A 23,324-nucleotide genomic window follows, 5' to 3' on the forward strand; every position below is an offset into this window, starting at 1 on the left:
TCGTTCCGGCGACGGTGCCGCTTGGAAAGGGCTGCGGAACCTGTCCGGAAAGCGGTCATCGAATGGAGCGGCCACAGACAATTGCCTATCACGAGGGCGCAATCAGCTTGGTGCACAACGAAACCGAGGAAGGTCGAGCCGGTACTCAGCAGCAAGAGCCCGACACCATAAAGGGCATTCTCGCCTCGCTGTCGCCTGTCAGCGCTCCAGCGCGGCGCTCAACTCACGCGACACCTCGTCAGTGATGCGGGCGGCCACCGCGCCGGGGTCGGACGGCACCGGCGCCTCCGCGGTGGCACCGGCTAAGGCCTCCAGCGCCTCGGATGCCAACGGACTCCACTTCTCGATCCAGTCCGAAACCACCTCGGCGTTGGCGGCGTTGTCGTCGACCATGTGCCGCATCAGCGCCGCGGTCCACTCACGATGCCAGCGGGCATCCTCGTCGAGCGAGAAGTAGATGCTCGTCAGGATCGGGTCGCCGTTCGCGGTCGCGAGTGTGCCCGCGATGTCCTGGTTGACGAGGCGGTCGATCCTGGGCTTGATGACCGCGTCGGTCACGATGAAGGACTCGCCCCAGTCATAGGCGACCAGCGCACGTTCGATGAGTTCACGCAGCGGCTGGAACGCGGCAGCTTCCTCCCACGCCGCCCGCTGCCGCGCCGCGGCCTCGTCATCGAAGGGCGGACCGGCCAATTGCACAGTGCGGTAAGCGATCCGCTGGACGCGACGCATCTCGTCGCCTGCCTGGAAGGAGGCGCAGTTGGTAATCCTGGAGGAGGGCGCCATCTGGGCGACGTAGGCGGCCAACATCTGCAGCCCGTGCACGGGGAACCGTAGCGGGGAGTACCAGCGGTCGAGGAAGCCCACCCACTCGTCGTCTAGCTCGGTGTCGTACGCCGCGTCGTCGATCTCCCGGAGCAGGCCGTCGACAACGTCTTCGCGACCGTCCTGCAGCTGGGTGTAGATCCGGTAGGTGGTGCGGCGCGGATCGGCGAACTGATCCCAGCCGCGGGCCTGCAGGGCCGAGCCCTCCCGATTGCGCGACCCTGACGGCCGTATCCGGCTCGGGCTCGGGCTCGGGCTCGGGCTCGGGCTCGGGAGTGCAGGGAATCGCTGATGCGCTTCGGGAGCTTACGTCTTTGAACGTCATAGTCGAGGACGTGTTCGGCGATCCACGGGCGTGGTCCGGCGGTGCGGAGCCAGACCCGCACCGGCCGATCGGCGGTGACAACCGCGAAGAATTACTCAGGCGCGCGGCCGCGCAGGGCACACCCCAGCGGGACGGCAATCGGATCTTCTGGCTCATCCGGCAGAAGGCGAACATCCTTGGCGTGGTGCTGCTTGACGATCCGAAGAGGGTTGCCGATCGTCTTGACATCGTCGCGTTAGAACACGCTGCGACTGTGTTGGCGCTCGAGTTCGCCCATCAACGCGAATTGGCCGAAACGGAGCTGCGGCTGCGGCGCGACTTAGTTGAGGACTTGCTGGCCGGCACGGACGATGACAGCGCATGCTTGCGTGCAGAGGCACTCGGTCACGTGTACCCCACACCATCACGGTTCCGCGTTGGCGGCGAGGAATCCCCGGCGATGTGGTCGCCGCGGCCGCGCGACGGTGGGCCACTAACGCGGGAATGCATTCCCTCGCGGCGCGAAGACCAACAATGACCGTGTTGCTCACAGATGGTGTACCGGAGCCGTCCTCTCTCTACCGCGCGATAGCGGCCGACGTCACTTGCGAACAAGGCTCGATCGGAATCGGCTCGGCGGCCGCCACTCCGTCCGAGCTGCCGCGGTCATTCGCTGAGGCGCAAAGGGCGCTGCAGGTCCAAAGGGAATCGATGTCACCATACGGTGGCCGACACTTCGAGGACCTCGGCCTGTACCGCATCCTTGATCACGCTAGCGACAGGCGAGAGGTTCACGACTTCGTGATGGAGTGGTTGGGTCCGCTGCTGAGCTACGACCGCAAGAAGAACGCCGATTTGGTCACGACGCTCACCCATTATCTGGATTGCGGCGGGAACTACGACGCTGCGGCGGAGTCGCTCACTATTCACAGAAGCACCCTGCGCTATCGGCTTGGCCGCATTCGCGACATCTCGGGGCGTGACCTGCAGGATGTCGAGGACCGACTGAACTTGCATCTAGCGACCCGGATCGTCTGCATTACCGGGGTGCCGCTGCTACAGGAAGACAAGGGGCACTAGGCACACCAGCGACGTCTTGGCCACGTCGGTTATCGACGAAATCCTCAGGCCGCAGAAGGGGTTCGATTCGCCAACGGTGGGTATGCTTCGCCGATAGCGCACCATGACAAGCGATCCGTGGCACAAAGACAGGGGTAGGTCAGCGCGGCCATATCAACATGAATGGCGAATCGCTCAGTCCGCGAGGACAGAGTCGGCCCGCCGGAGAGGTTTCGCCGGCGCAGTTGGCCACTTTGGCGCGCGTCGACTTTAGTGAATCTGACACCGGCGGGATCTTCGACTTGGCCACCGCTGCGGTTGCCAACCTTTCGCCCTGTCAGGTGGAGGCCAGTTACCGTTTCGTGGACGGCGGCTTTGTTCGCTTTCCCCCGTCCCAGCCCGAACATCCCGACATTGAGCGGCACGTTCGCGAGGACGGCTGCGGTACGCAGGTCGATTTAAATCGCGGACGGTGGGGGTGGGCGCTTCCGCTGAGTTATGGAAGCACCGTTATGGGTTGCCTAGTGCTCAGTGCCGTTAGCGCACCGCCCGGGAATCAGATCCTGGTGCTGGAAATGCTTGCCCAGCAAGCCGGCGCCGCCTTGGCATACGTCGCAATCCACGAGCGCGACACCGGTTTCGCGGGGCAGCTGGCCAAGGCGAACACCGATCTACAGGCAACGAATCGCGCACTCGCCAGCACGGTTTCGCGGTTGCAACGCCATCTGAACATGCACGAGGTTCTGAGCGCGGCGGTGGCGGCCGGAGTGGGCGAGCAGGGCATCGTGGATGCGCTGTATGAGCTGACGGCACTGCCGGTGGGGCTTGAGGACAGGTTCGGCAACCTGCGTTGCTGGGCCGGGCCAGGACAACCCGACCCGTACCCGAAACAATCAACAGACCAGCGCGAGCTGTTGCTCCACGAACTGACGGTATGGAACGGTCCCGCGCGGATCGGTGGCCGGGTGCTCACGCTCGTGCAGCCACGAGCCGAGATCCTCGGGGTACTTGCGTTGCAGGACCCGGACGGCACTGTGAGCGAGGACAGCCTGTTAGCGCTGCGCTACGGCGCCACGGTTTTAGCATTGGAGCTTTCCCACGAGCGCAATCTCGCCGAGATCGAGCTCAATCTGCGCCGCGAGTTGGTCGACGATCTGTTGGCCGGCACCGATCGGGACGGGGCCTACGCTCGTGCCGATGCCTTGGGCCATGACCTTCGGCGCCCGCATTTTGTGGTGGTGGTGCAATCCGCCGGCCGCGCAGAGGGCGCACTGGCCACCGCCGCCGGGCGCGCTGCGACCGCATTGCATTTGAACTACCTGCAAGGACGCCACGGTGGTCTAATTGTTCTGCTCACCGACGGGCGCCCGGACCCGCGGGCGTTGCACCACGCAATCAGTGAAGGCCCCGCCGGCACGAACGCCGTGATCGGCATCGGCACCCGCTGCGAAGTGCCCGATGACATGCCGCAGTCCTTCATCGAGGCGCGTCGTGCCCTGAACATCCAGCTGCGGTCGGCAAATCCAGAAGGCGCAGCGGCGTTCGACGAACTTGGTTTCTATCGCCTCATCGACGCCGCCCACGACGGCGGCACGGTCGAGGCGTTCGTGCGCGAATGGCTGGGCACACTCCTGGATTACGACGCGAGCAGGAAATCCGACATGGTCCTGACTCTCAGCGAATATCTGGAATGCGGCGGAAACTATGACGAATCCGCGGCCACACTACACATCCATCGAAGCACGTTGCGCTACCGGTTGGCGCGCATCGCTGAACTCACCGGTCACGACCTCCGCGAGGTCGATACCCGGTTCAACCTCCATGCCGCGACACGGGCGTGGCGATTCCTCAACCCGGACGGCTGACCAGCAGGCAGGCGCAACGGGTTTTAGGACGAGCCGTCGCCCGACTCACTCACCGTGATCTTGCTCGATTTGGTGCTTTCCGCCTTCGGCACATACACGTTTAGCACGCCATGCGCCAACGATGCCTCGATGTCCTCGTCCTGCAGGCTGCCCGGCAACGTGACACGAAACTCGAACTCGCCGCCCCTTCGGCTACGGCGACGGAACGAGCCCTCGCGCGGGTCAGTCCCGACAGCCACCGACCGTCGGGGTTCAGAAGATCAGCCGAAAGAGCGCGAACGCCCGATCCCAATGCTCAGTTGACGGGTTGGACACCGTCGTGTCGATCACCCGAAACGATCGGGCCAGCGCGATGCTCAACCCGCCGAACAACTCTGGCAGCAGCCGGTCGGTGTCCTCGGCGAACGTGACGTCCCCAGGAGGTTGTCGCACCACCTGCCGCAGTAGCTCACGGATCTCGTCGGCCTCCTCGAGCTTGTCGAATTCGCGAATTCGCTCTTGAACGCCCTTGGTGATCGGAAGGTCCTGCGGCACAACCACGTCACGTCCGTTCGACTTGGCGGAGTTGCGGCCCGCGATGGCTATGTCATCGATCTGCTCGTCGACGAACTCCCGGAAGCGACGGACGTCGTTTTTGTCGATCTTGACGCTTGCGACCGAGCGAAAGAACCGTTCGAACACCGGAATTCCCGAGGGATGGGTCACCGTATACCTCCGCTCCAAAGATCCAGATCGGCCCAACAGGCCGACATTCAACGCTGGCACCAACACCCAAGCCACGGAACCGGACCCGCAGGCGCAATCTCACAAGGCCGGTTCGGCCTAACAGGACGAACCGCGCCGGGGAAGCAACGCCGGACGAGGCAGCAGACGGCCGCTTGCGGCGCGCACACGCTGACCTGGCATGCCTGCCTTCAACGGCGGGTTTCGATACGCCGGGCCGATGTGGCGCCGAGCCCGCCTTTCGACCATTAACACCATAAAGTGCGGGCGCGTTGGTAGTTAATCCTATTGCCGTCAATGGATTCCACATGCACAAGAATGCGCACTCGGAGGGTCAGATGAACAATCCAGCGGAAGGACAGCAAACACAGACCCGCTCCGTCACCGTCGACGTGAAGCGATCCTCCACGAACAAGAGCGTCATCTATGTCGGCGGTGAGCTGCTCGAGGGAGCAACCGCGACGATGCGCCGGGTCGTGGCCGATGAATTAAACCGATCGCCTGCACTACTGGTAGTCGATCTATCCGGGGTGCTCCGGGTCGACACCGAAGGGATCGACGTCTTAGTATCGGCCGCGACGCAGGCTGGCGAATCCGACATTTCGCTGTGCCTCGTCGGGGTGCACGGACACCCTGCGGGAACCGCACTCGCCGACGCCGACCTGCTGGAGCTCTTTGAGATTTACACAGCAGAAAGCGACACGTAAAGCATCAGTTAGATGGGCACGCGCAGGTCGGCTCTAGGTCGCGGCGCGCTGCGCAACTACGACCGTAACCTGTTGGGTGTTGGCTCCGCGGAGCACGTCCAACTGGACGCGATCGCCCGGGTTGGTGTTGCGAAGTGCCGCGATGAGTTCCTCTGCTGTCGCGGTTTTTTTACCGTTGAAAGGCGGTCACGATGTCGCCCGGTTCGATGCCTGCTTGCGCTGCCGGACTCGGCGTCGCGACCTGCATGACGACCGCACCACTGGTGGCAGTGGTTCCCAGCAGCCGGGCGATTTCGGGGGTCAGGGTGGCAGGCTGAATACCGATGTAGGCGTGGCGGGCGGTCCCGGTGGCCAGCAGCTGGTCGGCGACGACGACGACCGTCGCGGCCGGGATGGCGAAACCCAGGGCTACCGCACCCGCCGCCGGCGGTATGTAGGCCACGCTCATGCCTACAACTTCTCCTTGCGCGTCGAGTACCGCGCCCCCAGAGTTACCCGGCGAAATGGCGGCGTCAGTTTGGATTAGGTCTACCAGCGGTGCGCCGGTGGCAGCCGACCCTGGGATCTGGCGGTGTAGCCCCGAGATGATGCCGGATGTGACTGTCGCCTCAACCCCAGCGGGCTGCCCATGACTACGGCGAGTTCACCGACCACGGCAGTGGCTTCTGAAAACTCGCAGCGGGCAAGCTTTTACGGGCGACTTGGATAACGGCGACGTCAGAAACCTCATCGACGCCACGCACCTTTCCCGGCACCTGCTGGCCGTCGGCGAGGGCCACGGTGACGTCCTGCACGCCGGCGACCACGTGGGCATTGGTGACGATTGTGCCGTCGTCTTTATAGACAATGCCGCTGCCCAGGCCGCCATCGGTCAGCACGGTGACGGCCGAAGGCTCGACCCGCCGGACCAGCGCCGGTAGGTCCGCGCCGGCTGCTGCGACCGGGGTCGTCGAGCCAGTGGGTGTCGCCGATGTGGCTGTCGATGCGGAGTCGGTCGAGTTGCTGCATGCGGCCAGGAGGGTGACCGTGGCGGCGAGCAGCCGCAAGTATCCAAACCGGGGGACGGACCGTCGATGATGTGAGCATTAGCTCAGCGCCTCCTCCGTCCCACTCGACAACTTCAGTGCCGGTCGCCGCGACCCGGCAATCCCTTAGGCAGCGACGCCCGGATCGATCAGCAAGCCAACCGATTTCGTTAAGGTGCCCCTGCGAAGCCACACCAGCAAGTCATCGACCCGACCGTTTGTATCAGAACCTTCGCACTTCGACGCCGCGATCGACACGGTCACGTCAGTCCCAAACCCGCGGCACGTTTCCGATCAGATCGTCGTTCGTGATGATGCAGAGCCTGCGGTCCAAAGTGATCCCCGATCGATGACGGCGCGTGTGGCACGAATCGCACCGGGTAGGCACTGCTTCATCTGTCTCCCAAGGACGATTAGAAGGTCGCTTCCTCGTGCCTACGGGCCGACGACGGCGGCCAAATGGTGCGGCAAGGTACCGATGGGGCGGGCTGGCCGCCTTCATGACGGTCTTGGGAAGGAACGTCGCCGTGACGACACAGGTTGGGCTGGAGAAGAAGGAACGGGACTTTCTGGCGCAGTGCGTAGGTGATGCCTACACGATGCTTGACCTGCTCCCCGGCGTGGATCCGAACGGTCCGGCTTTGGTGTGGCTGGCGGATCAATTCCTGATCCTCCGTCGCGGTGACTGCCCACCTGCGCATGCGATGACGCTGTGATCGGTGCCGGCACTCGGACCTGGCCCCACAGGCCAACTCTCAACGCCCGCAATGGTGGTGCCGCAGAACAACATCACGTGTGAATAGCAAGGGCGGTGATCATGACCACCAGCCGTGAGCGCGGTAGCGACGCATCTCAGAAGTCACGGGAGACGGACCCGCGGTCGGTGGGTAGCCTGGAATTGTTCTTCGACCTCACATTCGTGTACGCGATGTCGCAGGTCACCCACCTGATGCTCATTGACATCTCCTGGCACGGTTTCGGCCGGGGTGTGCTCGCACTGCTCGCCCTCTGGTGGGCGTGGGTCTGCTACGCCTGGCTGACCAACATGTTCGAATTGGCGCGGGTGATTAACACGATTCTGATCATCCTCGCGATGGCGGCGATGCTCATCGCGGTGATCGCGCTGCCAACCGCATTCACGACTGGGGCCCTCGTTTTCGGGCTCGCGTTGCTAGTCGTCCGCCTCATCAACGCCGGTATGTTCATCGCGGCGGCATCCCGAGACGAGGCTGAATTGGCGGCGGCGATCCGCCGACTGGCGCCGGGCCTGCTCGTCGGGCCGGCCCTGATCGTTGCCGCCGCATTTGTGGACTCCCCCTATCGTGAGCTGCTGTGGGTCGGGGCGGCGGCGGTCGACTTCGGCAGTCCATTGATAGCGGGAACCAACGGACTCCGGGTCGTACCTTCGTATTTCATCGAGCGGCACGGTTCGGTCATCATCATTGCGCTGGGCGAGACGGTCGTTGCGCTGGGAGCGGGCGCATCCGACGAACTGCGCCATCCCGGCGTCCTTATAGCTGTAGTTCTCGGGGTGCTGATCTCGGCCACCCTGTGGTGGACCTACTTCGGCCTCACTGCCGGCGCCGAAGAACGTATGCGACGAACATCTGCTGCCGATCGGCCGCGGTTGGCGCGCGACGCCTACAGCTACCTGCACCTGCCGCTCGTCGCGGGGATTGTCTTCTTCGCGGTCGGCGCACGGGTTTCGGTGGAACACATCGCCAAGCCGCTGTCGCCGCTGGCCGCGCTCGCTCTCACCGGTGGGTCGGCACTGTTCTACGCCGCGGAGGTGGCCTATCGATGGCGTGATCACCATCAACTCGCAGTCGATCGGCTCCTTGCCGCCGCGGCGTCCCTCCTGGTGTTTCCAGTGGCGATTTCTGTGCCCGCCATCTTGTCGCTGACCGTTCTCACCTCGATTGGAGTCCTGCGACTCACATGGGAGCTGTGGCGGCGACCGCAGATAGGCACCGGCATAGCGGGAACCGTGAGGTGAGCCGAAACAGCGTGGTAATCCCCGAAGTTGGCACGCGCCTTGGCGAGAGCCACTTGGTCGAACTACGCGAAGGTTATTCGTTTTCACTCGGCTATAAAAGCGGCGCCACCGTACTCACTACACCCCGGTCGCAGAAAGGGCGGATGAGCCCCGACGCAAGGGTCGCGCCGGACATCAACACCGATGGTGACCGCCAATATCTGTCGACGTCCGCACCAGTTCGCCGGAGGTCAGTTCGGATGCTCGGCCATGACGCCATCCGGGGAGCACATCCAGCTACAGCTCAAGGCCCCGGTGTTCTTCTGCAACCCGCATTCGCCCTGGCAACGCGGCACGACCGAAACTTATTTGCGCCAGTGAAATTCTCTGTGGGACAACGTGACTTGCTTTGATGGATAGTCTCTGTTAGCCATGACAAAGTACGCCGTATTGCACTTTTGTTTTCGTCCGATGTCGTGACGGCGCAGTGCTCATAGATCGAGGACGACGCGTAGAGCCGCATTAACGCGGCGCATTTCATCGAAGCTTAGAAACCCGACGCTCTTGCCGAGCCGACCCGGGTCGACCGCTGCGGTCTGCTCGGCAAGTACCCGGGTGATCACGCCGCCGATTTGAACCTCGGGTCGAAAACTCGCGGCACGAGCCGACGTGGATGTCGGCGCAACCAGCCAGGTCGACAGTGGCAGTTGATCTGACTGGACGACTACTGCGTATCGGGAACCTGACTGCTCGTGACCGCGACTCCCCCGCGGGGGGTGCAACCGAAAGACCTCACCACGCACGCAGCGTCTCCATATCGCGCAGCACCTGCATGGCCTCTGCGCGGTCGGACTCGTCTTCGGCAAGCCTTTCCGCCTCGGCCCGAATCGCTGCGCCGGCCTTCCGTCGTGCGGCATCGATAAGAGCAGATCGAACGACTGCGGACACGGGCGTGCCGTCTTTGGTCAAGACCTGTAGCGCCTTTGACGTCTCTTCGTCCGGCCGGAAGGTAATCGTGTCAGCCATAGCAACAGTGTACGACGCTTTGTAAGACAGCCACACCGCCAAGAATAAGACGCTTACCAGCGGGACAACGCGGTTATTGACGCGGCGTTAAGCACTTCCTGTGGGGAATGGCGTGCCCGGCGTGAGCACACACAGGCTCGGGGGATGCGACAAGAACTGCTATCGATGCTGCCGGAGGTGGTTAATCCCGACAGGCGCAATCGTCATTGTCGCCGAGAGGCGCGCGCTGCGGTTCGATCGCAGGCGTTTGTGCGCGAAATGGCGTGCCTCGCAAAGACTGGCACTTGTTCATTCGATCGGCCAGCGAGTCTTTGAATTCGAAAGCGCTGGACGAGTTGTACGCGTACGTCGACGTGATGATCGCCGACAGGTGCCGGCAACGCGGCACGGGCCTACTGTTCGAACTGATTCAGACCGGGATCAACGGCGAAGAACTCACCGTCGACGACTTGCGCTCGATCGTCGCCGCCCTGTTCTTCCGGGCAGGCTAGCCGCGTGACTCCTCCCGGTCCAGCTGTTTCACGCAGCTCGCACCTCTTCAACGCGCACCGTTACTACTTAAGTGTTGCGAGTTATGTTGCAGCACAATATAATTCAGCGATCACAGCCGATCTGACGAGCTGTCGACGTCGATGCCTGCCTCTCTCCTCATGTAGAGGCGACGGCGAAGAGATGCCACTCACCGGGCACGCCCTTGAGCTCGTGCGCGCCGCGGTCTTCGAACTCGAGTCCTGACCCGATCACGAGGTCGCGCAGCGTGCTCGACACCAGCACGTCGTTCGGCCCTGCCAGTGCGCTCACCCGTGCGCCGATGTGCACGGCGATTCCGCCGATGTCATCACCTCGGACCTCGCACTCGCCGGTATGCAACCCGGCACGCACCTCGATGCCGAGCGCCCGCACTGCGTCGCGGATCGCCATCGCGCAGCGGATCGCGCGCTGAGGGCCGTCGAACATCGCGAGGAAACTGTCGCCCGCTGTACTCACCTCGCGGCCCCGAAACCGAGACAACTGCGACCGGACGACAGCGTCGTGCGCATCAAGCAGCGCATGCCAGTCACGGTCGCCCACCTCTGCCGCGCGCCGCGTCGAGTCCACGATGTCGGTGAACAGCACCGTGGCGAGAACCCGATCATCGGCCACCTCGGGCTGGTGGCCGGTGAGGAACTCGCAGATCTCCTGGAACGACGCACGCCAGGGTTCGACGAGGTGATGAATGTTGCGGCCCGGAAGCTCGACGTACTTCGCGCCCGCGATGTGATCAGCGACGTACTTGCCCAACACGGACGGAAGTAGCGGATCGTCGGCATGGTGGACTACCAGCGTTGGCACACGGACCGTCGGAAGCACCGCGCGCACGTCTAATTCGATCACCAGAGGAAACATGAGGGCGACTGTCCACGGGCTTGCCGCCAGCCGTTCAAGTCGGGCCCAGGATGCCCGGATCTCCTCATTCCACGGCATGTCCGGACTCATGACATGCTGGTACTCGCCCGTGCCGTACATCGCAGCCATGGCGGCGACGACTTCCTCGCGTGTGGGTCCCTCGGTCCGATCGGCGAGCCGATCGGCGTAGCCCTCGAGAACGACCAGCGCGGTCGTCCGAGAGGGATATGTCGCTGCAAAAAGGGCCGCAGGCGCGAGCGCGCCGCTGATAGCGACCAGGACCGCTTCGCTACTGCCGAGGTCGTCGAGTACCGCGGTGATGCTGTCGGCCCACTGCTCCATGTTCGGCATAGCGTCGGGCGTGACGGGGTCGGACGCGCCGGTGCCCGGCTGGTCGAAGAAGATGAGTCGGCCAAGCGAGGTCATCGCCTCGACCCAGCCTTGAATGGACGGTAATTCGGGAAGAACCTCACAGTTGGTGAACCAGTTCGGGACGACCACGATGTCGCGAGAACCTTCACGCGACGCGCGATATGCGACGCGCAACTCCCCGTTGATCGCATAGCGCGTCTCCGAGAACACGGCGGAAGTGTAAGCCTGACGAGCGGGCCGAATTTGGGGTACCGCTAGCTTGACGCCGACACTGACGGCCGCGACACCGACGGCGCTGCTCCAATTCGATCGACCGACCACGCCCGGCGCCGCGCGGGTTCTTGCCGAACCGACCGACGAATACTTGAGGGCTACCGACTCCGACCGGACAGGTTCCCCACGGCAACTCGCACCTGTTGCGCACCGTTAGCAGTAAACTGCTGCGAGTTACATTGCTGTGCACAGGTTTTCGTCGCTCGTCGTCATAAGAAGCGACGGCGAAAGGCGCGCCATTCGTCGGGCACCCTTGAGCTCGTAAGCTGGGCGGCAACGGTTGTCGGCAACGCGGCGAAGGCGGTACTGGCCTGCCGCCCACGCGCCGAGCCTCACGCCGGTGCACGCGGTCATCCGGTGACTTCGGCCGCGGCCAGGCTGCGCAGTACCGCGCTCACCACCGCCCGATGCGACAGCAGGTTGACGTAGCGGCCCCGGTCAGTGACAGCCAGGTAGTCGTCCTCGGCACGCAGCAGGGTGCGCAGCTGATCGGCTTGCGATACTTCCTCGGCGAGCGAATCCGTGTGCAGCACCGACGGGAAAAGGTCCGTCTTCACGCTGGAGGCCGTTACTTCGACTCCGCCGCCGAGGTGGCCACCCTCGAGTTCGAGCAATCGGCCGAACAGCATCCGCTCCCCGATGAAGTCATCGAACGTGAACGGAGTCGGTAGGTTCTTGCCGGCGGCCACAGCGACCGGGCTCTCCAATCCGCGTTCGGGATGGTCCCAATCGGCCGGCGTGCCCAGGCCGGCAAGGTTGGTGTCCCGCAGCGCCGACAGGTAGGCGCGGCGAAGCGCCTCGTCGGATGCCAGAAGACACTTCACCACGGCAGCGGAGGGTGCCCACCCGACGAAGCGGTCCGGTTGCTCGCCAAGCAGAGCGGTGAACACGATCGCACTGCCCGGACGGTGCCGAGACATCCCGGAGGCCAACAGCAACAGGCGCGATTGCCACCACTGTTGTCCGTCGCCCAGGTCGACTACGACGACCTGGCTTGCCGTTCCCGCCTTTACGGCTTGAAGGATGCTTCCACCGGAGGAATCCATGATCGGCGAACCCGGCGGTGTCCCGAGGTTTCCGGAGATCTTTATCCTCGCCGCCACACCCGCCGTTTGCACCGCATTCTGCACCGCTGCGAAGCTCACCTCCACGCCGGCCGCTTTGACCGAAGTAACCCGTTCGAGGATGAGTGCGAGAACGGGGATGACCCCAAGAGCTATGACGATAAGCGCGACGAGCGGGGAAATCCTGTCGTCGAACAGAATTCCAACCCATCGCAGGAGAGCTGCCAGTCCGAACAACAGCGGAACCAGCAACAGGGATGTGAACCACGCTGTCTTAGCACTGAATGGCCAGAAATTCCCAGTCGGCATCGCTGTCTCCCCCGCAGCAGTTCGCGATTCGCTCGCCGATTCTCCCACCACGCTCGGCTAGCAGGGCGATATCACGCAGACACGGAAGCGACCCTCGCCCTCGCCACCCGTAGCGGCCTCTGGAACCCCGGACTCATCCGCCTCGGACCTTAATGGGCACGCTCCCCGCACCGTCCAGCGGACTCGCGATTAGGCATCCGACGCAGAGGCGAACATGCTTGCTAGCGAATCGTTCTCGAAGACGGCCGGCAGCGCAGCGCAGAACTTGGTTCGCGGCGCCTACAACGGCTCGGCGACATGAGTTGCTCGTGTTTGCGCCAACCAACCACTCGCGCCGTCTCGGATACATGTCATATGTGCCTTCGGCATGGCATCTCGGATGAGAACATGACACCGAGTTTGAGAACTTACAGCAAGCCGCAGCAGCAGTGCTGCCACGCAGAATGCGATTACGCCTTGGCCATGTTGGTGAAGCGCGACAGATGCAGCTGATGCGCGACGGTGATCGTTTTCGTCGGGCCGTTACGGTGCTTGGCCACAATGAGATCCGCTTCGCCACCACGTGGATCGTCTCGCTCGAAGGCATCGGGCCGGTGTAACAGGATGACCATGTCCGCATCCTGCTCGATTGCTCCCGATTCACGGAGATCCGACAGCATCGGCTTCTTGTCGGTGCGCTGTTCCGGTCCGCGGTTCAGCTGGCTCATCGCGACTACAGGTACCTCAAGCTCTTTCGCCAATAGCTTGAGCTGCCTTGAGAATTCGGATACTTCTTGCTGGCGCGATTCGACCTTCTTGCCCGACGTCATCAGCTGCAGATAGTCGATCACGATCAGTTTCAAGTCGGCCTTCTGCTTAAGCCGACGTGCCTTGGCGCGGATCTCCATCATCATCAGGTTTGGCGAATCATCGATATACAACGGCGCTTCGCTGATTTCGCTCATCCGTCGCGCGAGCCGTGTCCAGTCATCGTCGCTCATCCGACCAGAGCGCATGTCCGCGAGCTTGATCTTCGCCTCCGCCGACAGCAGGCGCATCACGATCTCGGACTTACTCATTTCGAGACTGAAGATGACGCTCGCCATCCGGTTCTTGATCGAACACGACCGCAGAAAATCCAATCCCAGAGTCGATTTCCCCATACCAGGTCGAGCCGCAATGACGATCATCTGGCCCGGGTGCAGGCCGTTGGTCACGTCGTCGAGCTCCACGAAACCTGTTGGCACACCGCGCGCAAGGCCGCCTTGAGACGCGATCGCGTCGATCTCGTCCATTGTCGGCTGAAGCAATTGCTCAAGCGGCACAAAGTCTTCCGAAGCGCGGCCTTCTGCCACGTCGTAAATCTCTGCCTGCGCGCGGTCGACGATCTCTGCGACGTCCGCACCCTCCGCGCCCGCGTAGCCGTACTGCACCACGCGGGTGCCGGCCTCGACCAGCCGGCGCAGCAGAGCCTTCTCCGCGACGATGCCCGCGTAATAGCCCGCATTGGCCGCGGTCGGCACCGTAGAGATCAGCGTGTGGAGATAGGGCGCGCCGCCGATGCGGCGCAGCAGACCCCGGCGATCCAACTCAGCGGCCACCGTGACCGCGTCGGCAGGCTCACCGCGGCCGTAGAGATCGAGGATGGCGTCGTAAACGTTCTGATGCGCGGGACGGTAGAAGTCGCCGGGGCGGAGCCGCTCCAGCACGTCGGCGATGGCATCCTTGCTCAAAAGCATGCCGCCCAAGACGGACATTTCGGCGGCGTTGTCCTGCGGGGGCTGACGACCGAAGTCTTCACTGGGCGGCGGAACGTCCATACCCGAATGGCCAAGGTCATCGACGACAGCCACGGAGCGGCTCACCCCTTTCCGCTAATCGAACATACATTCGATAGTCTGCCACTCGGACTATAGGGGCGTCGACCGACATCTCCCCCTAGCAAGCCATCGATCCGAGCCTGCGACGGCCAACGCTAGACGTTGCTGGGGCGGCCATAAAGTGACCCTGTTTATGAACTTGTGGATGGGGTGTGGATAGGTCTGTACAGGCATGTTGAGTCGTTGGGGAAAACCTGTGCACAACCGACTTTCTTTGGTGTATCCGCGCAGATAGCCGCACGATAACCCCTGTTCACACCTGTGGATGGCAATTGCCCCGGCGTGTCGGCCCGGGTTGCGATCTCGGGCGTGTTGTGTTTCGTGCAAGGGCCGCGGAGGTTAACAGCTCGTTAGCTTCGCTGCCGGGCGAGTGCCCACCGATGTTCGCCAGGGTGCACAGCAACGGCCGGGTGAAGGCCAATCATGGTCTTCACCCGGCCGAATTGTCGCTGAGGTAATTAACCCGCGACGACGCTCAAAGACACCGTGGCGTTCACATCAGGGTGCAGCCGCACTGTGATCGCGTACGTGCCCACCGACTTGATGTGCGCCTTGGGCAACTGGACCGTGCGCTTATCCAGATTCGGACCGCCGGCCTTCTTGATCGCGGCAACGACGTCCGCAGCGGTCACAGAGCCGAACAGCTTTCCGGTGTCGCCCGCCGACTTCACGGACAGCTCGACAGCGTCGAGGCCCTCGAGGGCCGACTTGAGTTCCTTGGCGTGCTCGAGGCCCTCCACTGCCTTGGCCTCGCGGGCCCGACGGATCTCTTCGGCCTGACGCTCCGCGCCGCGCGAGGCGACGATCGCCAGTCCGCGCGGCAACAGGAAGTTGCGGCCGTAGCCGTCCTTGACCTCCACGATGTCGCCGGACACCCCAAGGTGGTCGACCTCTGCAGTAAGAATCAGCTTCATCTTTATGTCCTGCCTTATCGCGTCGACGAGCTGAAGGGCAGCAGCGCCACCTCGCGGGCGTTCTTCACAGCGATCGCGATGTCGCGCTGGTGCTGCACGCAGTTACCGGTCACGCGGCGGGCACGGATCTTGCCGCGCTCGCTGATGTAGGTACGCAGCAGTGCGGTGTCCTTGTAGTCGATGTTCTGCCCCTTGCCCTTCTTGGAGCAGAAGACGCATTTACGGGTCTTGATTGGTTTCTCGGGCGCGGGGCGCCGCTTTGTACTGGCCTTCGCCATGTGTCTATCTCTTTCTGGGTATTACTGATTGAAAGTTGGTTGTCAGAAGGGCGGTTCGTCGTCGCTGCCGGAGAACGAGCCCGACGCCGGGGCGCTGCCCCACGGGTCGTCGGCCTTGGCTTCCGTGCCGCCACCGCGGGAAGCCCCGCCGCCACCGCCGCCGCCGAATCCACCGCCACCGCCGCCGCTGCGGCTCGCCTTGTTCACCTTGGCGGTCGCATACCGCAGCGAGGGACCGATCTCGTCGACCTCGACCTCGACCACGGTGCGCTTCTCACCCTCACGGGTCTCGAACGAGCGCTGCTTGAGCCGGCCCTGCACGATCACCCGCGACCCACGGGTCAGGCTTTCGGCCACGTTCTCAGCGGCCTCACGCCAGATATTGCAGCGAAGGAACAGCGCCTCGCCGTCCTTCCACTCCCCGCTCTGGCGGTCGTAGATGCGCGGCGTCGACGCGACGGTGAAGTTCGCGACGGCCGCACCCGATGGGGTGAAGCGCAGTTCCGGGTCGGCGGTTAGGTTTCCGACAACGGTGATGGTGGTGTCACCAGCCACGAGTTCCTCCTGGGATTTGGCGGTGTAGCTCTTGGGAGCGGTCGCAGGCGAGCCTACGGAAGCACCCCGACGCTTACAGCCTGTTCGGGACTAGTGCTTGTCGGTCCGCAGCACCTTGGTCCGCAGCACGGACTCGTTCAGGTTCAGCTGACGGTCGAGCTCGGACACCGTCGCGGGCTCGGCCTTCACATCCACGACGGCGTAGATGCCCTCGGCATGCTTGGCGATCTCGTACGCCAGCCGGCGCTTGCCCCAGATGTCGACCTTGTCGACACTGCCCCCGTCCTTGCGGATGACGTTGAGGAACGTCTCCAGCGACGGAGCCACGGTGCGCTCGTCAAGAGTGGGGTCGAGAATGACCATGATTTCGTATGGACGCATGAGGAACCCATCACCTCCTACGGTCTAGTCGGCCACGGTCGTTCCGTGGCAGGAGGGTCGCCTGCGTCGGCAACCGGCCCAGGCTACAGGAACGCCCGCTGATCTGCGAAATCGTCCTGCTCGGCGTGCTTACACTTCCGCCATGTTCTCCGAGACGCGATATGCGCTGAACGGGGACTTGCGGGTTGCCTATCGCGCGTCGCCCGAAGGGGCTCGCGACATCGTCTTCGTCCCGACGTGGTTCAGCAACTGTGAGGTCCTTCCGGAGGTGCCGTTCATTCGGGGATGGGTCGAGGCGATGGCGTCAATTGGCCGGCTGATCCTCTTCGACCAGCCGGGTACGGGGGCCTCTGATCCCGTCACGTCGGGCGCGCTGCCGACCCTGGAACAATGGGCAGACAGCGTCGGCGCGGTGCTCGACGATCTCGGTAGTCGCGAGGCGGTCCTCTACGCCGGCGCCGGCGCGTTGGCGACGGCGGCACTATTCGCAGCGACACACCGATCGCGCACAACCGCGCTCATCGCGCTCGAGGTCTATGCGAATCCAACGGCTGAGCGCGCCGAGGGACCCACACAAGAGCAGATCCTCGCCGCCATGGTCGACGTGTGGGGCACTGGGGAGATGCAGCACGTCTTGAGCCCGGATATGCCGTGGAACGAGGAGGTCCGGGCGGCCGCGGCTCGGTTTGAACGTCTGTCGGCAAGCCCGGCAACCGCTGCTTCCATGATGCCGCTCATGGCCGAAATGGACGTTCGGGCTTTGCTCCCCGCTGTTCGCGTCCCGACGCTCGTCGTCCACCACACCGACGACCCGCTGATCCCGCCCGAGTGGGGCAAGGATGTCGCTGATCGCATATCGGGTGCGAAATACGTCGAAATACCTGGGCGCAACGTATTTCACACCTTCGAGCCATGGCGCGATTCTTTTCACGAGATCGCGGAGTTCCTGACCGGTGAGCAGCCTGACGTCGTCGACACCGGGTGCTCGCCACGGTGCTGTTCACCGATATCGTGGACTCGACGCGTCGCGCCGCGGAAATCGGCGACCGTGACTGGCACGCCTTGCTCGATGCCCATGACGCCGTCGTCCGAGCCCAACTCAAACGCTTCCGCGGCCGCGAAATCAGCACGGCGGGAGACGGATTCCTCGCGACGTTCGACGGCCCCCAGCGAGCGATCCGCTGCGCCATGGGAATTCGCGGCGCGGTCCAAGCGTTAGGCCTTGACGTGCGCGCCGGGCTGCATACCGGCGAATGCGAGATCCGCGGCGATGACATCGGCGGCATCGCAGTGCACATCGGCGCACGAGTGAGCGCCCTCGCCGGCCCGAACGATGTTCTCGTGTCCAGAACCCTGCGCGACCTCGTCATCGGGTCAGGCCTCGAATTCGATGACCGAGGCACACACCAACTCAAGGGTGTGCCCGGCGAGTGGCACCTGTTCGCCGTCGCGTCTCTTTGACCCCTTGCAGCGCCGATACCTGCCAAAGCCCTTGCGCATGCAGACTCCTGACGGTGGCGACGTTTGGAATTGACGGATGTGGCAACCCCACTCTTGCCCACATCCGTTTAGGCAGATCGGACCCAACCATGATCGTGCTCGGCATCATCCTTTTGGTGATCGGTTACTTCACCGGTCTGTCCATCCTGTACACCATCGGCGGCATCCTCGTTGTGATCGGCATCGTGTTGTGGATCCTCGGCGCCGTTGGTCGCCCGGTCGGCGGCCGAAAAGTCTGGTTCTAGTACAGCTGGACCGATCCGAGCCGACCGCGCGCCCGTCCTGAACCTTCGGATCGAGACTCGCATACACGTGAAGTCCGCGGCGACTGGGCTATTCGGCGGGGCTACTTGGCTTCCGCGAGTTCGGGTTCCGGTTCAGGCGCGGGTGTCACACGGGTCCGGCCAGCCTGCGGGCGCAACCAGTCCGGCAGCCACCGCGGCGGGTCATCAGGCGCATGCTCGAACACTCCGCCCGACGGGTCATCGACCTGTCCACGGCAGCGGACCAAGTCGAGCTCGGGCCGGTAGATCTCACGAATGACCAAGGCGCACAGCACAATCACCGCGGCGTCGCGTAGCAGCACCGTCACGGTGAATGGCTGCTCGGGCAACCCGCGGTTCTGCTCGCCGTAGAGGAACATCATTCGAGGCACCCACACCAGCGCGTCGATGGTCATCCAGGCCAGCAGGATCCGGCGATGCGGCAGCGCCAGCACCGCGAGCGGCACCAGCCACAGCGAGAACTGCGGACTCCACACTTTGTTGGTCACCAGGAACGCCGCCACCACCAGGAAAGCCACCTGCACCAGTCGCGGTCGCTGTTTGGCCGTCAGAACGACGTAACCGATTGCGATGCAACAGGATACGAACAATACGGCAGTCACCGCGTTGAGAACTGTTGGCGGCTGCCAGAAACCGAGGTGCTGATCGAAACCGCCCCAGCCGGTGAACGACTTCACCACGTTGTAGAGCGAGTCCATATCGTCACCGCGACGAGTGTTGAGACGGAAGAACTCCGACCATCCACGCGGGAACAACACCATGACCGGCAGGTTCACCACCAGCCAGGTCAGCACGGTGGCGATCGCGGCCTTGCCCACCTCGCGGAGTCGCCCAGTACGCATTCCGAGGAGCACCATCGGCACGAACAACAGCAGCGGATACAGCTTCGCGGCCACCCCCAGCCCGATCAGCGCCCCAGCCAGCCAGGGTTTTCGCCGCGCCCATGCCAGCAGTGCCCCCGTCGCGAAAGCCACCGCCAAGGCATCGAAGTTCGTGAACGCCTGGAAGATCAGGATCGGTGACGCCGCTACCAACGCCGCATCCCAGACGCGTCGCGGGCCGGCGAGGCGCGCGCTCGCCCACACCGTGACCAGCCACGCCAGCGCCAAACCGAAGGCCGCGATGTTGAAGAACATCACCACCTCGGCGATGACCGGCACCGAAACCAGCTTTGTCAGCGCGGTATACGTTTTGGCCAGCGCCATCGACACGTATTGGTAGATGCCGGTCAGCACCGGATATTCCATGTACCGAATGGCGATGTTGCCGTCGTACTGTTTGCGCGGTTTGCCGTCGCTGTCCGTCTCGATCCAGCTTGACTTGTACGGAAACTTGCCCAGGTTCAACAACTCTGCGGTGTAGAGCGGAACAGTGTCGGAATAGCAGAGCTCGTAGTACGCCCGCTGGTTCTGCCAATTGCCCACCCGCTGATCAGCAGTGCCGGTGCCGGTGGTCTGCAGGCACGCCGCCTTCGTGGAGTAGCCCATCGCGAGGAACACCAGTGCGATGATCAGCATCACCCGCAGCGGCGTCAGAAAGCGCTGGCGGCCAATCAAGGCATGCCGGCCAACGGGACCGCCAATCACACCTGAAAGAGCCGTACCGATGGTGTCGGTGCGGCTCGGCAGGTCTCGCTCGTCGAGGCTGCGCAGATCGTCGGCGAGTCTCGCCGGAGAAACGGTTTCGGGCTCGGGCTCTGTCACGGAGGCGGCGGGGGTCCGGGCAGTGGCCCTCCGGGCTGCACCGGAGGGGCGGCGGGCACGGTGGTCGGCGGGCCGATCGGGATCGTGATGCCCGGTGCCACCTCGATCGTCGGCTGAATGACCGTCTCCGACGGGATGGGCGGCGCACTCGTGGGTGTCGACGGCGGCGGTGGCGCCTGCGGAACGCCCGCATAGCCACCGATCTCCGCGGGCTTCGGGAACGACTCGTTGTCGGTGCCCTTGAGCGCACCGTCCATCGTCGCCTTCCAGATGTCCGACGGCAGACCCGACCCGTAAACCGCCCCACCAGAAGCGGTTACGAGTGGCTTCGTGCCCTCCGTGGTGCCCACCCACACCGCCGTCGACAACGACGGGGTGTACCCGACCATCCAGGCGTCACGGTTGGCATCGGTGTCGCCAAGCTGATTGGTGCCGGTCTTGGCGGCCGACGGACGGCCCCCGGCCAGATTGTGGCCCCGCGACCACCCAGCGATCGGCTGCATCGCGGATGTGACGTTGTCGGCCACCGCCTTGTCGATGCGTTGCTCACCGCTGTCGTTGTTCTGGCTGGCGTCGAACAACACTTCGCCCCGGGAGTTGACCACCTTCTGCACGAAGTGCGGCTTGTGATACACACCTGAGTTCGCGAGCGTGGCATACGCCGACGCCATGTCGAACACGCGAGTTTGATACTGGCCCAACACAACTCCGTTGTTGGGCGGTCCGCCCTTGCCGTCCTCGGACAGCGTGTGCTCGACACCTGGGAAGCTCTCGGCCACGCCGGCCTTGTGCGCGGCGTCAGCGACGTCCTGCGGACCGTTCTTCAGCTTCAGCATCAGCCGGTAATAGCTGGTGTTCAGCGACCGCTTCAGCGCCTCGGCGATGTTGCAGACGCCGCAACCTTCGCCCTCGACGTTGGTGATCTTGATGCCGTTGACCTCGACCGGCGAACTGTCGACCTGATACCCGAGGCCCATGCCCTGCTGCAGGGCGGCCACCAATGCGAACACCTTGAACGACGAGCCCGTTGGCAAGCCGGCCTGTGCGAAGTCGAATCCCTGGGCATCGGTGCCGCCGTAATACGCCTTGACGCCACCGGTTTTCGGGTCGATAGACACGATCGCGGTGCGCATGTCGGGGTCCTGACCATCCAGATACTTCGACGCCGCCGTCTCGGCCGCCGCCTGCGCCTTTGGGTCGATGGTCGTGGTGATCTGCAGACCCTGGGTGTTGAGCGTCCGCTCGTCGATGTTGAAGAGGTCGAGCAGTTCCTGGGTGACCTGCCGCTCGATCAACCCGTTCGGGCCGCTGGTCTGGTTCTGCGAGCGCGCCTGCTCCGGCGGCACGGTCGGCGGGAACTGTTGTGCGGCACGGTCTTGCTTGGACAGCGCGCCGATGTCGACCATCCCGTCGAGCACCCAGTTCCACCGATCCGCGGCGCCCTCGGGGTTGACCGCGGGGTCCAGGCCAGACGGCCGCTGGATCAGCGCGGCCAGTAGCGCGCCCTCGGCGACATTGAGCTGCTCGACCGGCTTGTCGAAGTACGCCTTGGCCGCCGCTGAGATGCCGTATGCGCCGCGGCCGAAATAGATGATGTTCAGATACGACTGCAACACTTGGTCTTTGGACCACTCGCTGGACATCTTCGTCGAGATGACCAACTCCTTGGCTTTGCGGACGATGCCACCGAGACCTGAGCGCGCGTCGCCTACCAACGCGTTCTTGACGTACTGCTGGGTGATCGTCGAACCGCCCTGCAGGTCGCCGCCGAAGATGTTGTTCTTGAACGCCCTGGCGAAGCCGCTGAACGAGAAGCCGGGATTCGAGTAGAAGTCGCGGTCCTCGGCGGCCATCACCGCGTTGCGTACGTGCACCGGAATCTGGTCGATGTTGACGTCGACGCGATTGCCTTCGGGCGGAACGATTTTCGCAAGCTCACTGCCGTCACTGGCCAGAATCGTCGACACCTGGTTGGTCCGGATGTCGCCGGGCTTTGGCACGTCGACGATGAGGTAGGCCATCGCGAACGTGACGATGGGCAGCACAATCACGACGGCGGCCGTCAGGTAGAGCGCGCGGCGCACCCACTTCCAGTTGATCTGGCGACTGAAGCTGGGCCTCGGCGCGGGCGGCGGCCCTCCGCGGGGTCCACCGCCACCAGGTGGGCGCCTTGGCGGAGGCGGGGGCGGCGGCGTTGGCGGCGTTCCATCCAGCGCGGCCTTGACGACGTCGATCGGGTCACGCAGATGCGCAGGTGGGCCGCCGCGCACTGGCGGCAAGACGGCGGTCAATCGGTCGTCGGGCGGAACCCCTGCGGGTCGGTGACGTGGCGGCGCGTCCTGGCGACGCGGCGGTATCCGAGGTGGGGGCGCAGGCGGCGGCGCGCCAGCACCGTCAGCCCCGCGTCCTTGGCGGACATCATCGGCTGACCGTTCGTGGCGCCCTTCGCTATTCACTGGCCGTGCGCGCGCGACCGCGCGCCGACTGGGTGCCCCTGGATCCACGCCCCTTCTTTGGCGGCGGAATCGCGCCGAGCACATACGACTTGACCAAGTGATTCCAACTGCAGGTGCGGCATACCTCCACCACGTGTACGGAGAATTCGTCGTAGCGGGTCGCCAGCAATACCAACTCCTCAGCGGTGCGGGCCGAACCGGACACGGCCCCCAGGTGGTCACCGAAAACCCACGACACCAAGGTGAGCTGTTCCTTGCGGCAGATCGGGCACATCACCGAACTGGGCTTCCCATGGAACTTCGCGGCTCGCAGCAGATACGGGTTGGCGTCACAGACCTCCGAGACGCCGGTGCGGCCGGAGTACACCTCGGCCAGCAAGGACCGACGCCGAAGGGCGTAGTCCACCACCTGTCGCTGCAGTCGCACGGAGACCAGAGTACGTCGGCCGCGCTGCCGCCGAGGCGTGACTACGCCGCCACA

General features: G+C 64.0%; 27 protein-coding genes and 2 pseudogenes. 9 read left to right on the plus strand and 20 right to left on the minus strand.

The window, feature by feature from the left end:
* Nucleotides 1-198: 198 nt before the first annotated feature.
* The gene (locus tag MYCSM_RS31110) at nt 199-1,059 is read right to left on the minus strand and encodes a hypothetical protein (protein ID WP_083906371.1); all 861 of its coding nucleotides are present in this window, start codon (nt 1,057-1,059) and stop codon (nt 199-201) included.
* Between the two features lie 80 nt (nt 1,060-1,139).
* Between MYCSM_RS31110 and MYCSM_RS38545 the strand changes: the two genes are divergently transcribed.
* The 3 genes from MYCSM_RS38545 to MYCSM_RS31120 all read left to right on the plus strand — a co-directional run bounded on the left by MYCSM_RS38545 (nt 1,140) and on the right by MYCSM_RS31120 (nt 4,053).
* A complete protein-coding gene (locus MYCSM_RS38545; RefSeq protein ID WP_157681425.1) occupies nt 1,140-1,667 on the plus strand; it encodes a hypothetical protein in 528 nt (175 codons plus the stop codon).
* A complete protein-coding gene (locus MYCSM_RS35435; protein WP_232425697.1) occupies nt 1,592-2,209 on the plus strand; it encodes a PucR family transcriptional regulator in 618 nt (205 codons plus the stop codon). The genes MYCSM_RS38545 and MYCSM_RS35435 overlap by 76 nt, the downstream gene beginning before the upstream one ends.
* A gap of 503 nt (nt 2,210-2,712) precedes the next feature.
* Nucleotides 2,713-4,053, plus strand: a complete 1,341-nt coding sequence (locus MYCSM_RS31120) for a PucR family transcriptional regulator (RefSeq protein WP_157681426.1) — start codon at nt 2,713-2,715, stop codon at nt 4,051-4,053.
* 23 nt (nt 4,054-4,076) lie between these two features.
* Here the strand turns inward: MYCSM_RS31120 and MYCSM_RS31125 are convergent, their stop codons facing one another.
* Complete coding sequence (locus MYCSM_RS31125; protein WP_051073847.1) at nt 4,077-4,292, minus strand: Hsp20 family protein; 216 nt, start codon at nt 4,290-4,292, stop codon at nt 4,077-4,079.
* Between the two features lie 13 nt (nt 4,293-4,305).
* Nucleotides 4,306-4,758, minus strand: a complete 453-nt coding sequence (locus MYCSM_RS31130; RefSeq protein ID WP_015310173.1) for a DUF1931 family protein — start codon at nt 4,756-4,758, stop codon at nt 4,306-4,308.
* A 356-nt stretch (nt 4,759-5,114) separates the two neighbouring features.
* Here MYCSM_RS31130 and MYCSM_RS31135 point away from each other — a divergent pair, with 356 nt between their 5' ends.
* Nucleotides 5,115-5,483 (plus strand): STAS domain-containing protein, encoded by a 369-nt coding sequence (locus MYCSM_RS31135; RefSeq protein WP_015310174.1) that lies wholly within the window; start codon nt 5,115-5,117, stop codon nt 5,481-5,483.
* Nucleotides 5,484-5,516: 33 nt separating this feature from the next.
* On the opposite strand, the gene MYCSM_RS38550 is transcribed toward MYCSM_RS31135, so the two are convergent.
* The 4 genes and pseudogenes from MYCSM_RS38550 to MYCSM_RS38685 form a co-directional block, all read right to left on the minus strand.
* Entirely contained in the window at nt 5,517-5,627 is a 111-nt protein-coding gene (locus MYCSM_RS38550; protein WP_232425860.1) for a hypothetical protein, read from the minus strand.
* Nucleotides 5,628-5,652: 25 nt separating this feature from the next.
* On the minus strand, nt 5,653-5,931 hold the full coding sequence (locus MYCSM_RS38555; protein WP_232425861.1) for a S1C family serine protease: 279 nt from the start codon (nt 5,929-5,931) through the stop codon (nt 5,653-5,655).
* Between the two features lie 57 nt (nt 5,932-5,988).
* Nucleotides 5,989-6,072 (minus strand): annotated as a pseudogene (locus tag MYCSM_RS38680) (hypothetical protein); the annotation flags it as partial.
* 43 nt (nt 6,073-6,115) lie between these two features.
* Nucleotides 6,116-6,529 carry a S1C family serine protease gene (locus tag MYCSM_RS38685; protein WP_250635774.1) on the minus strand — a complete coding sequence of 138 codons (414 nt, stop codon included), beginning with the start codon at nt 6,527-6,529 and terminating at the stop codon, nt 6,116-6,118.
* Nucleotides 6,530-7,035: 506 nt separating this feature from the next.
* Here MYCSM_RS38685 and MYCSM_RS31145 point away from each other — a divergent pair.
* Entirely contained in the window at nt 7,036-7,224 is a 189-nt protein-coding gene (locus MYCSM_RS31145; RefSeq protein ID WP_198344983.1) for a hypothetical protein, read from the plus strand.
* Between the two features lie 101 nt (nt 7,225-7,325).
* Entirely contained in the window at nt 7,326-8,504 is a 1,179-nt protein-coding gene (locus MYCSM_RS31150) for a low temperature requirement protein A (RefSeq protein ID WP_015310176.1), read from the plus strand.
* A 470-nt stretch (nt 8,505-8,974) separates the two neighbouring features.
* Here MYCSM_RS31150 and MYCSM_RS31155 read toward each other — a convergent pair whose 3' ends face one another.
* A complete protein-coding gene (locus MYCSM_RS31155) occupies nt 8,975-9,286 on the minus strand; it encodes a type II toxin-antitoxin system PemK/MazF family toxin (RefSeq protein WP_015310177.1) in 312 nt (103 codons plus the stop codon).
* On the minus strand, nt 9,276-9,509 hold the full coding sequence (locus tag MYCSM_RS31160) for a hypothetical protein (RefSeq protein WP_041312902.1): 234 nt from the start codon (nt 9,507-9,509) through the stop codon (nt 9,276-9,278). Before MYCSM_RS31160 ends, MYCSM_RS31155 begins: the two co-directional genes overlap by 11 nt.
* Nucleotides 9,510-9,793: 284 nt before the next feature.
* Between MYCSM_RS31160 and MYCSM_RS31165 the strand changes: the two genes are divergently transcribed.
* Nucleotides 9,794-10,000, plus strand: coding sequence for a hypothetical protein (locus tag MYCSM_RS31165; protein ID WP_157681428.1), 207 nt, complete (start codon nt 9,794-9,796; stop codon nt 9,998-10,000).
* Between the two features lie 157 nt (nt 10,001-10,157).
* Here MYCSM_RS31165 and MYCSM_RS31170 read toward each other — a convergent pair whose 3' ends face one another.
* The 7 genes from MYCSM_RS31170 to rpsF all read right to left on the minus strand — a co-directional run bounded on the left by MYCSM_RS31170 (nt 10,158) and on the right by rpsF (nt 16,900).
* Complete coding sequence (locus MYCSM_RS31170; protein ID WP_015310179.1) at nt 10,158-11,477, minus strand: adenylate/guanylate cyclase domain-containing protein; 1,320 nt, start codon at nt 11,475-11,477, stop codon at nt 10,158-10,160.
* A gap of 413 nt (nt 11,478-11,890) precedes the next feature.
* Nucleotides 11,891-12,913, minus strand: coding sequence for a hypothetical protein (locus tag MYCSM_RS37930; protein WP_015310180.1), 1,023 nt, complete (start codon nt 12,911-12,913; stop codon nt 11,891-11,893).
* 449 nt (nt 12,914-13,362) lie between these two features.
* Nucleotides 13,363-14,745 carry a replicative DNA helicase gene (gene dnaB, locus MYCSM_RS31180; protein WP_015310181.1) on the minus strand — a complete coding sequence of 461 codons (1,383 nt, stop codon included), beginning with the start codon at nt 14,743-14,745 and terminating at the stop codon, nt 13,363-13,365.
* Nucleotides 14,746-15,230: 485 nt separating this feature from the next.
* Nucleotides 15,231-15,686 (minus strand): 50S ribosomal protein L9, encoded by a 456-nt coding sequence (rplI, locus tag MYCSM_RS31185; protein WP_015310182.1) that lies wholly within the window; start codon nt 15,684-15,686, stop codon nt 15,231-15,233.
* 14 nt (nt 15,687-15,700) lie between these two features.
* Nucleotides 15,701-15,964, minus strand: coding sequence for a 30S ribosomal protein S18 (gene rpsR, locus MYCSM_RS31190; protein ID WP_015310183.1), 264 nt, complete (start codon nt 15,962-15,964; stop codon nt 15,701-15,703).
* Nucleotides 15,965-16,006: 42 nt separating this feature from the next.
* The gene (locus tag MYCSM_RS31195) at nt 16,007-16,519 is read right to left on the minus strand and encodes a single-stranded DNA-binding protein (RefSeq protein ID WP_015310184.1); all 513 of its coding nucleotides are present in this window, start codon (nt 16,517-16,519) and stop codon (nt 16,007-16,009) included.
* A 90-nt stretch (nt 16,520-16,609) separates the two neighbouring features.
* Nucleotides 16,610-16,900 carry a 30S ribosomal protein S6 gene (rpsF, locus tag MYCSM_RS31200; RefSeq protein WP_015310185.1) on the minus strand — a complete coding sequence of 97 codons (291 nt, stop codon included), beginning with the start codon at nt 16,898-16,900 and terminating at the stop codon, nt 16,610-16,612.
* 142 nt (nt 16,901-17,042) lie between these two features.
* On the opposite strand from rpsF, the pseudogene MYCSM_RS31205 reads away from it, so the two are divergent.
* Both MYCSM_RS31205 and MYCSM_RS36815 read left to right on the plus strand, forming a co-directional pair.
* A pseudogene (locus tag MYCSM_RS31205) lies at nt 17,043-18,361 on the plus strand (adenylate/guanylate cyclase domain-containing protein).
* A 128-nt stretch (nt 18,362-18,489) separates the two neighbouring features.
* Nucleotides 18,490-18,645 carry a hypothetical protein gene (locus MYCSM_RS36815; RefSeq protein WP_015310187.1) on the plus strand — a complete coding sequence of 52 codons (156 nt, stop codon included), beginning with the start codon at nt 18,490-18,492 and terminating at the stop codon, nt 18,643-18,645.
* 101 nt (nt 18,646-18,746) lie between these two features.
* Here the strand turns inward: MYCSM_RS36815 and MYCSM_RS31210 are convergent, their stop codons facing one another.
* Genes MYCSM_RS31210 through MYCSM_RS31220 form a run of 4 tightly spaced genes read right to left on the minus strand, consistent with a single transcriptional unit; the run spans nt 18,747 to nt 23,270 of the window.
* Nucleotides 18,747-20,387 carry a glycosyltransferase family 87 protein gene (locus MYCSM_RS31210; RefSeq protein ID WP_015310188.1) on the minus strand — a complete coding sequence of 547 codons (1,641 nt, stop codon included), beginning with the start codon at nt 20,385-20,387 and terminating at the stop codon, nt 18,747-18,749.
* Nucleotides 20,384-22,678, minus strand: a complete 2,295-nt coding sequence (locus MYCSM_RS31215) for a transglycosylase domain-containing protein (protein ID WP_041312905.1) — start codon at nt 22,676-22,678, stop codon at nt 20,384-20,386. The genes MYCSM_RS31210 and MYCSM_RS31215 overlap by 4 nt, the downstream gene beginning before the upstream one ends.
* Nucleotides 22,675-22,809: a hypothetical protein gene (locus MYCSM_RS38780; protein WP_257720722.1), complete on the minus strand. Its 135-nt coding sequence runs from the start codon at nt 22,807-22,809 to the stop codon at nt 22,675-22,677. The genes MYCSM_RS31215 and MYCSM_RS38780 overlap by 4 nt, the downstream gene beginning before the upstream one ends.
* 26 nt (nt 22,810-22,835) lie before the next feature.
* Nucleotides 22,836-23,270, minus strand: coding sequence for a DUF5318 domain-containing protein (locus tag MYCSM_RS31220; protein WP_015310190.1), 435 nt, complete (start codon nt 23,268-23,270; stop codon nt 22,836-22,838).
* Nucleotides 23,271-23,324 lie beyond the last annotated feature (54 nt).

This window comes from Mycobacterium sp. JS623, assembly GCF_000328565.1.
In the GTDB taxonomy this organism is placed as follows: Bacteria; Actinomycetota; Actinomycetes; order Mycobacteriales; family Mycobacteriaceae; genus Mycobacterium.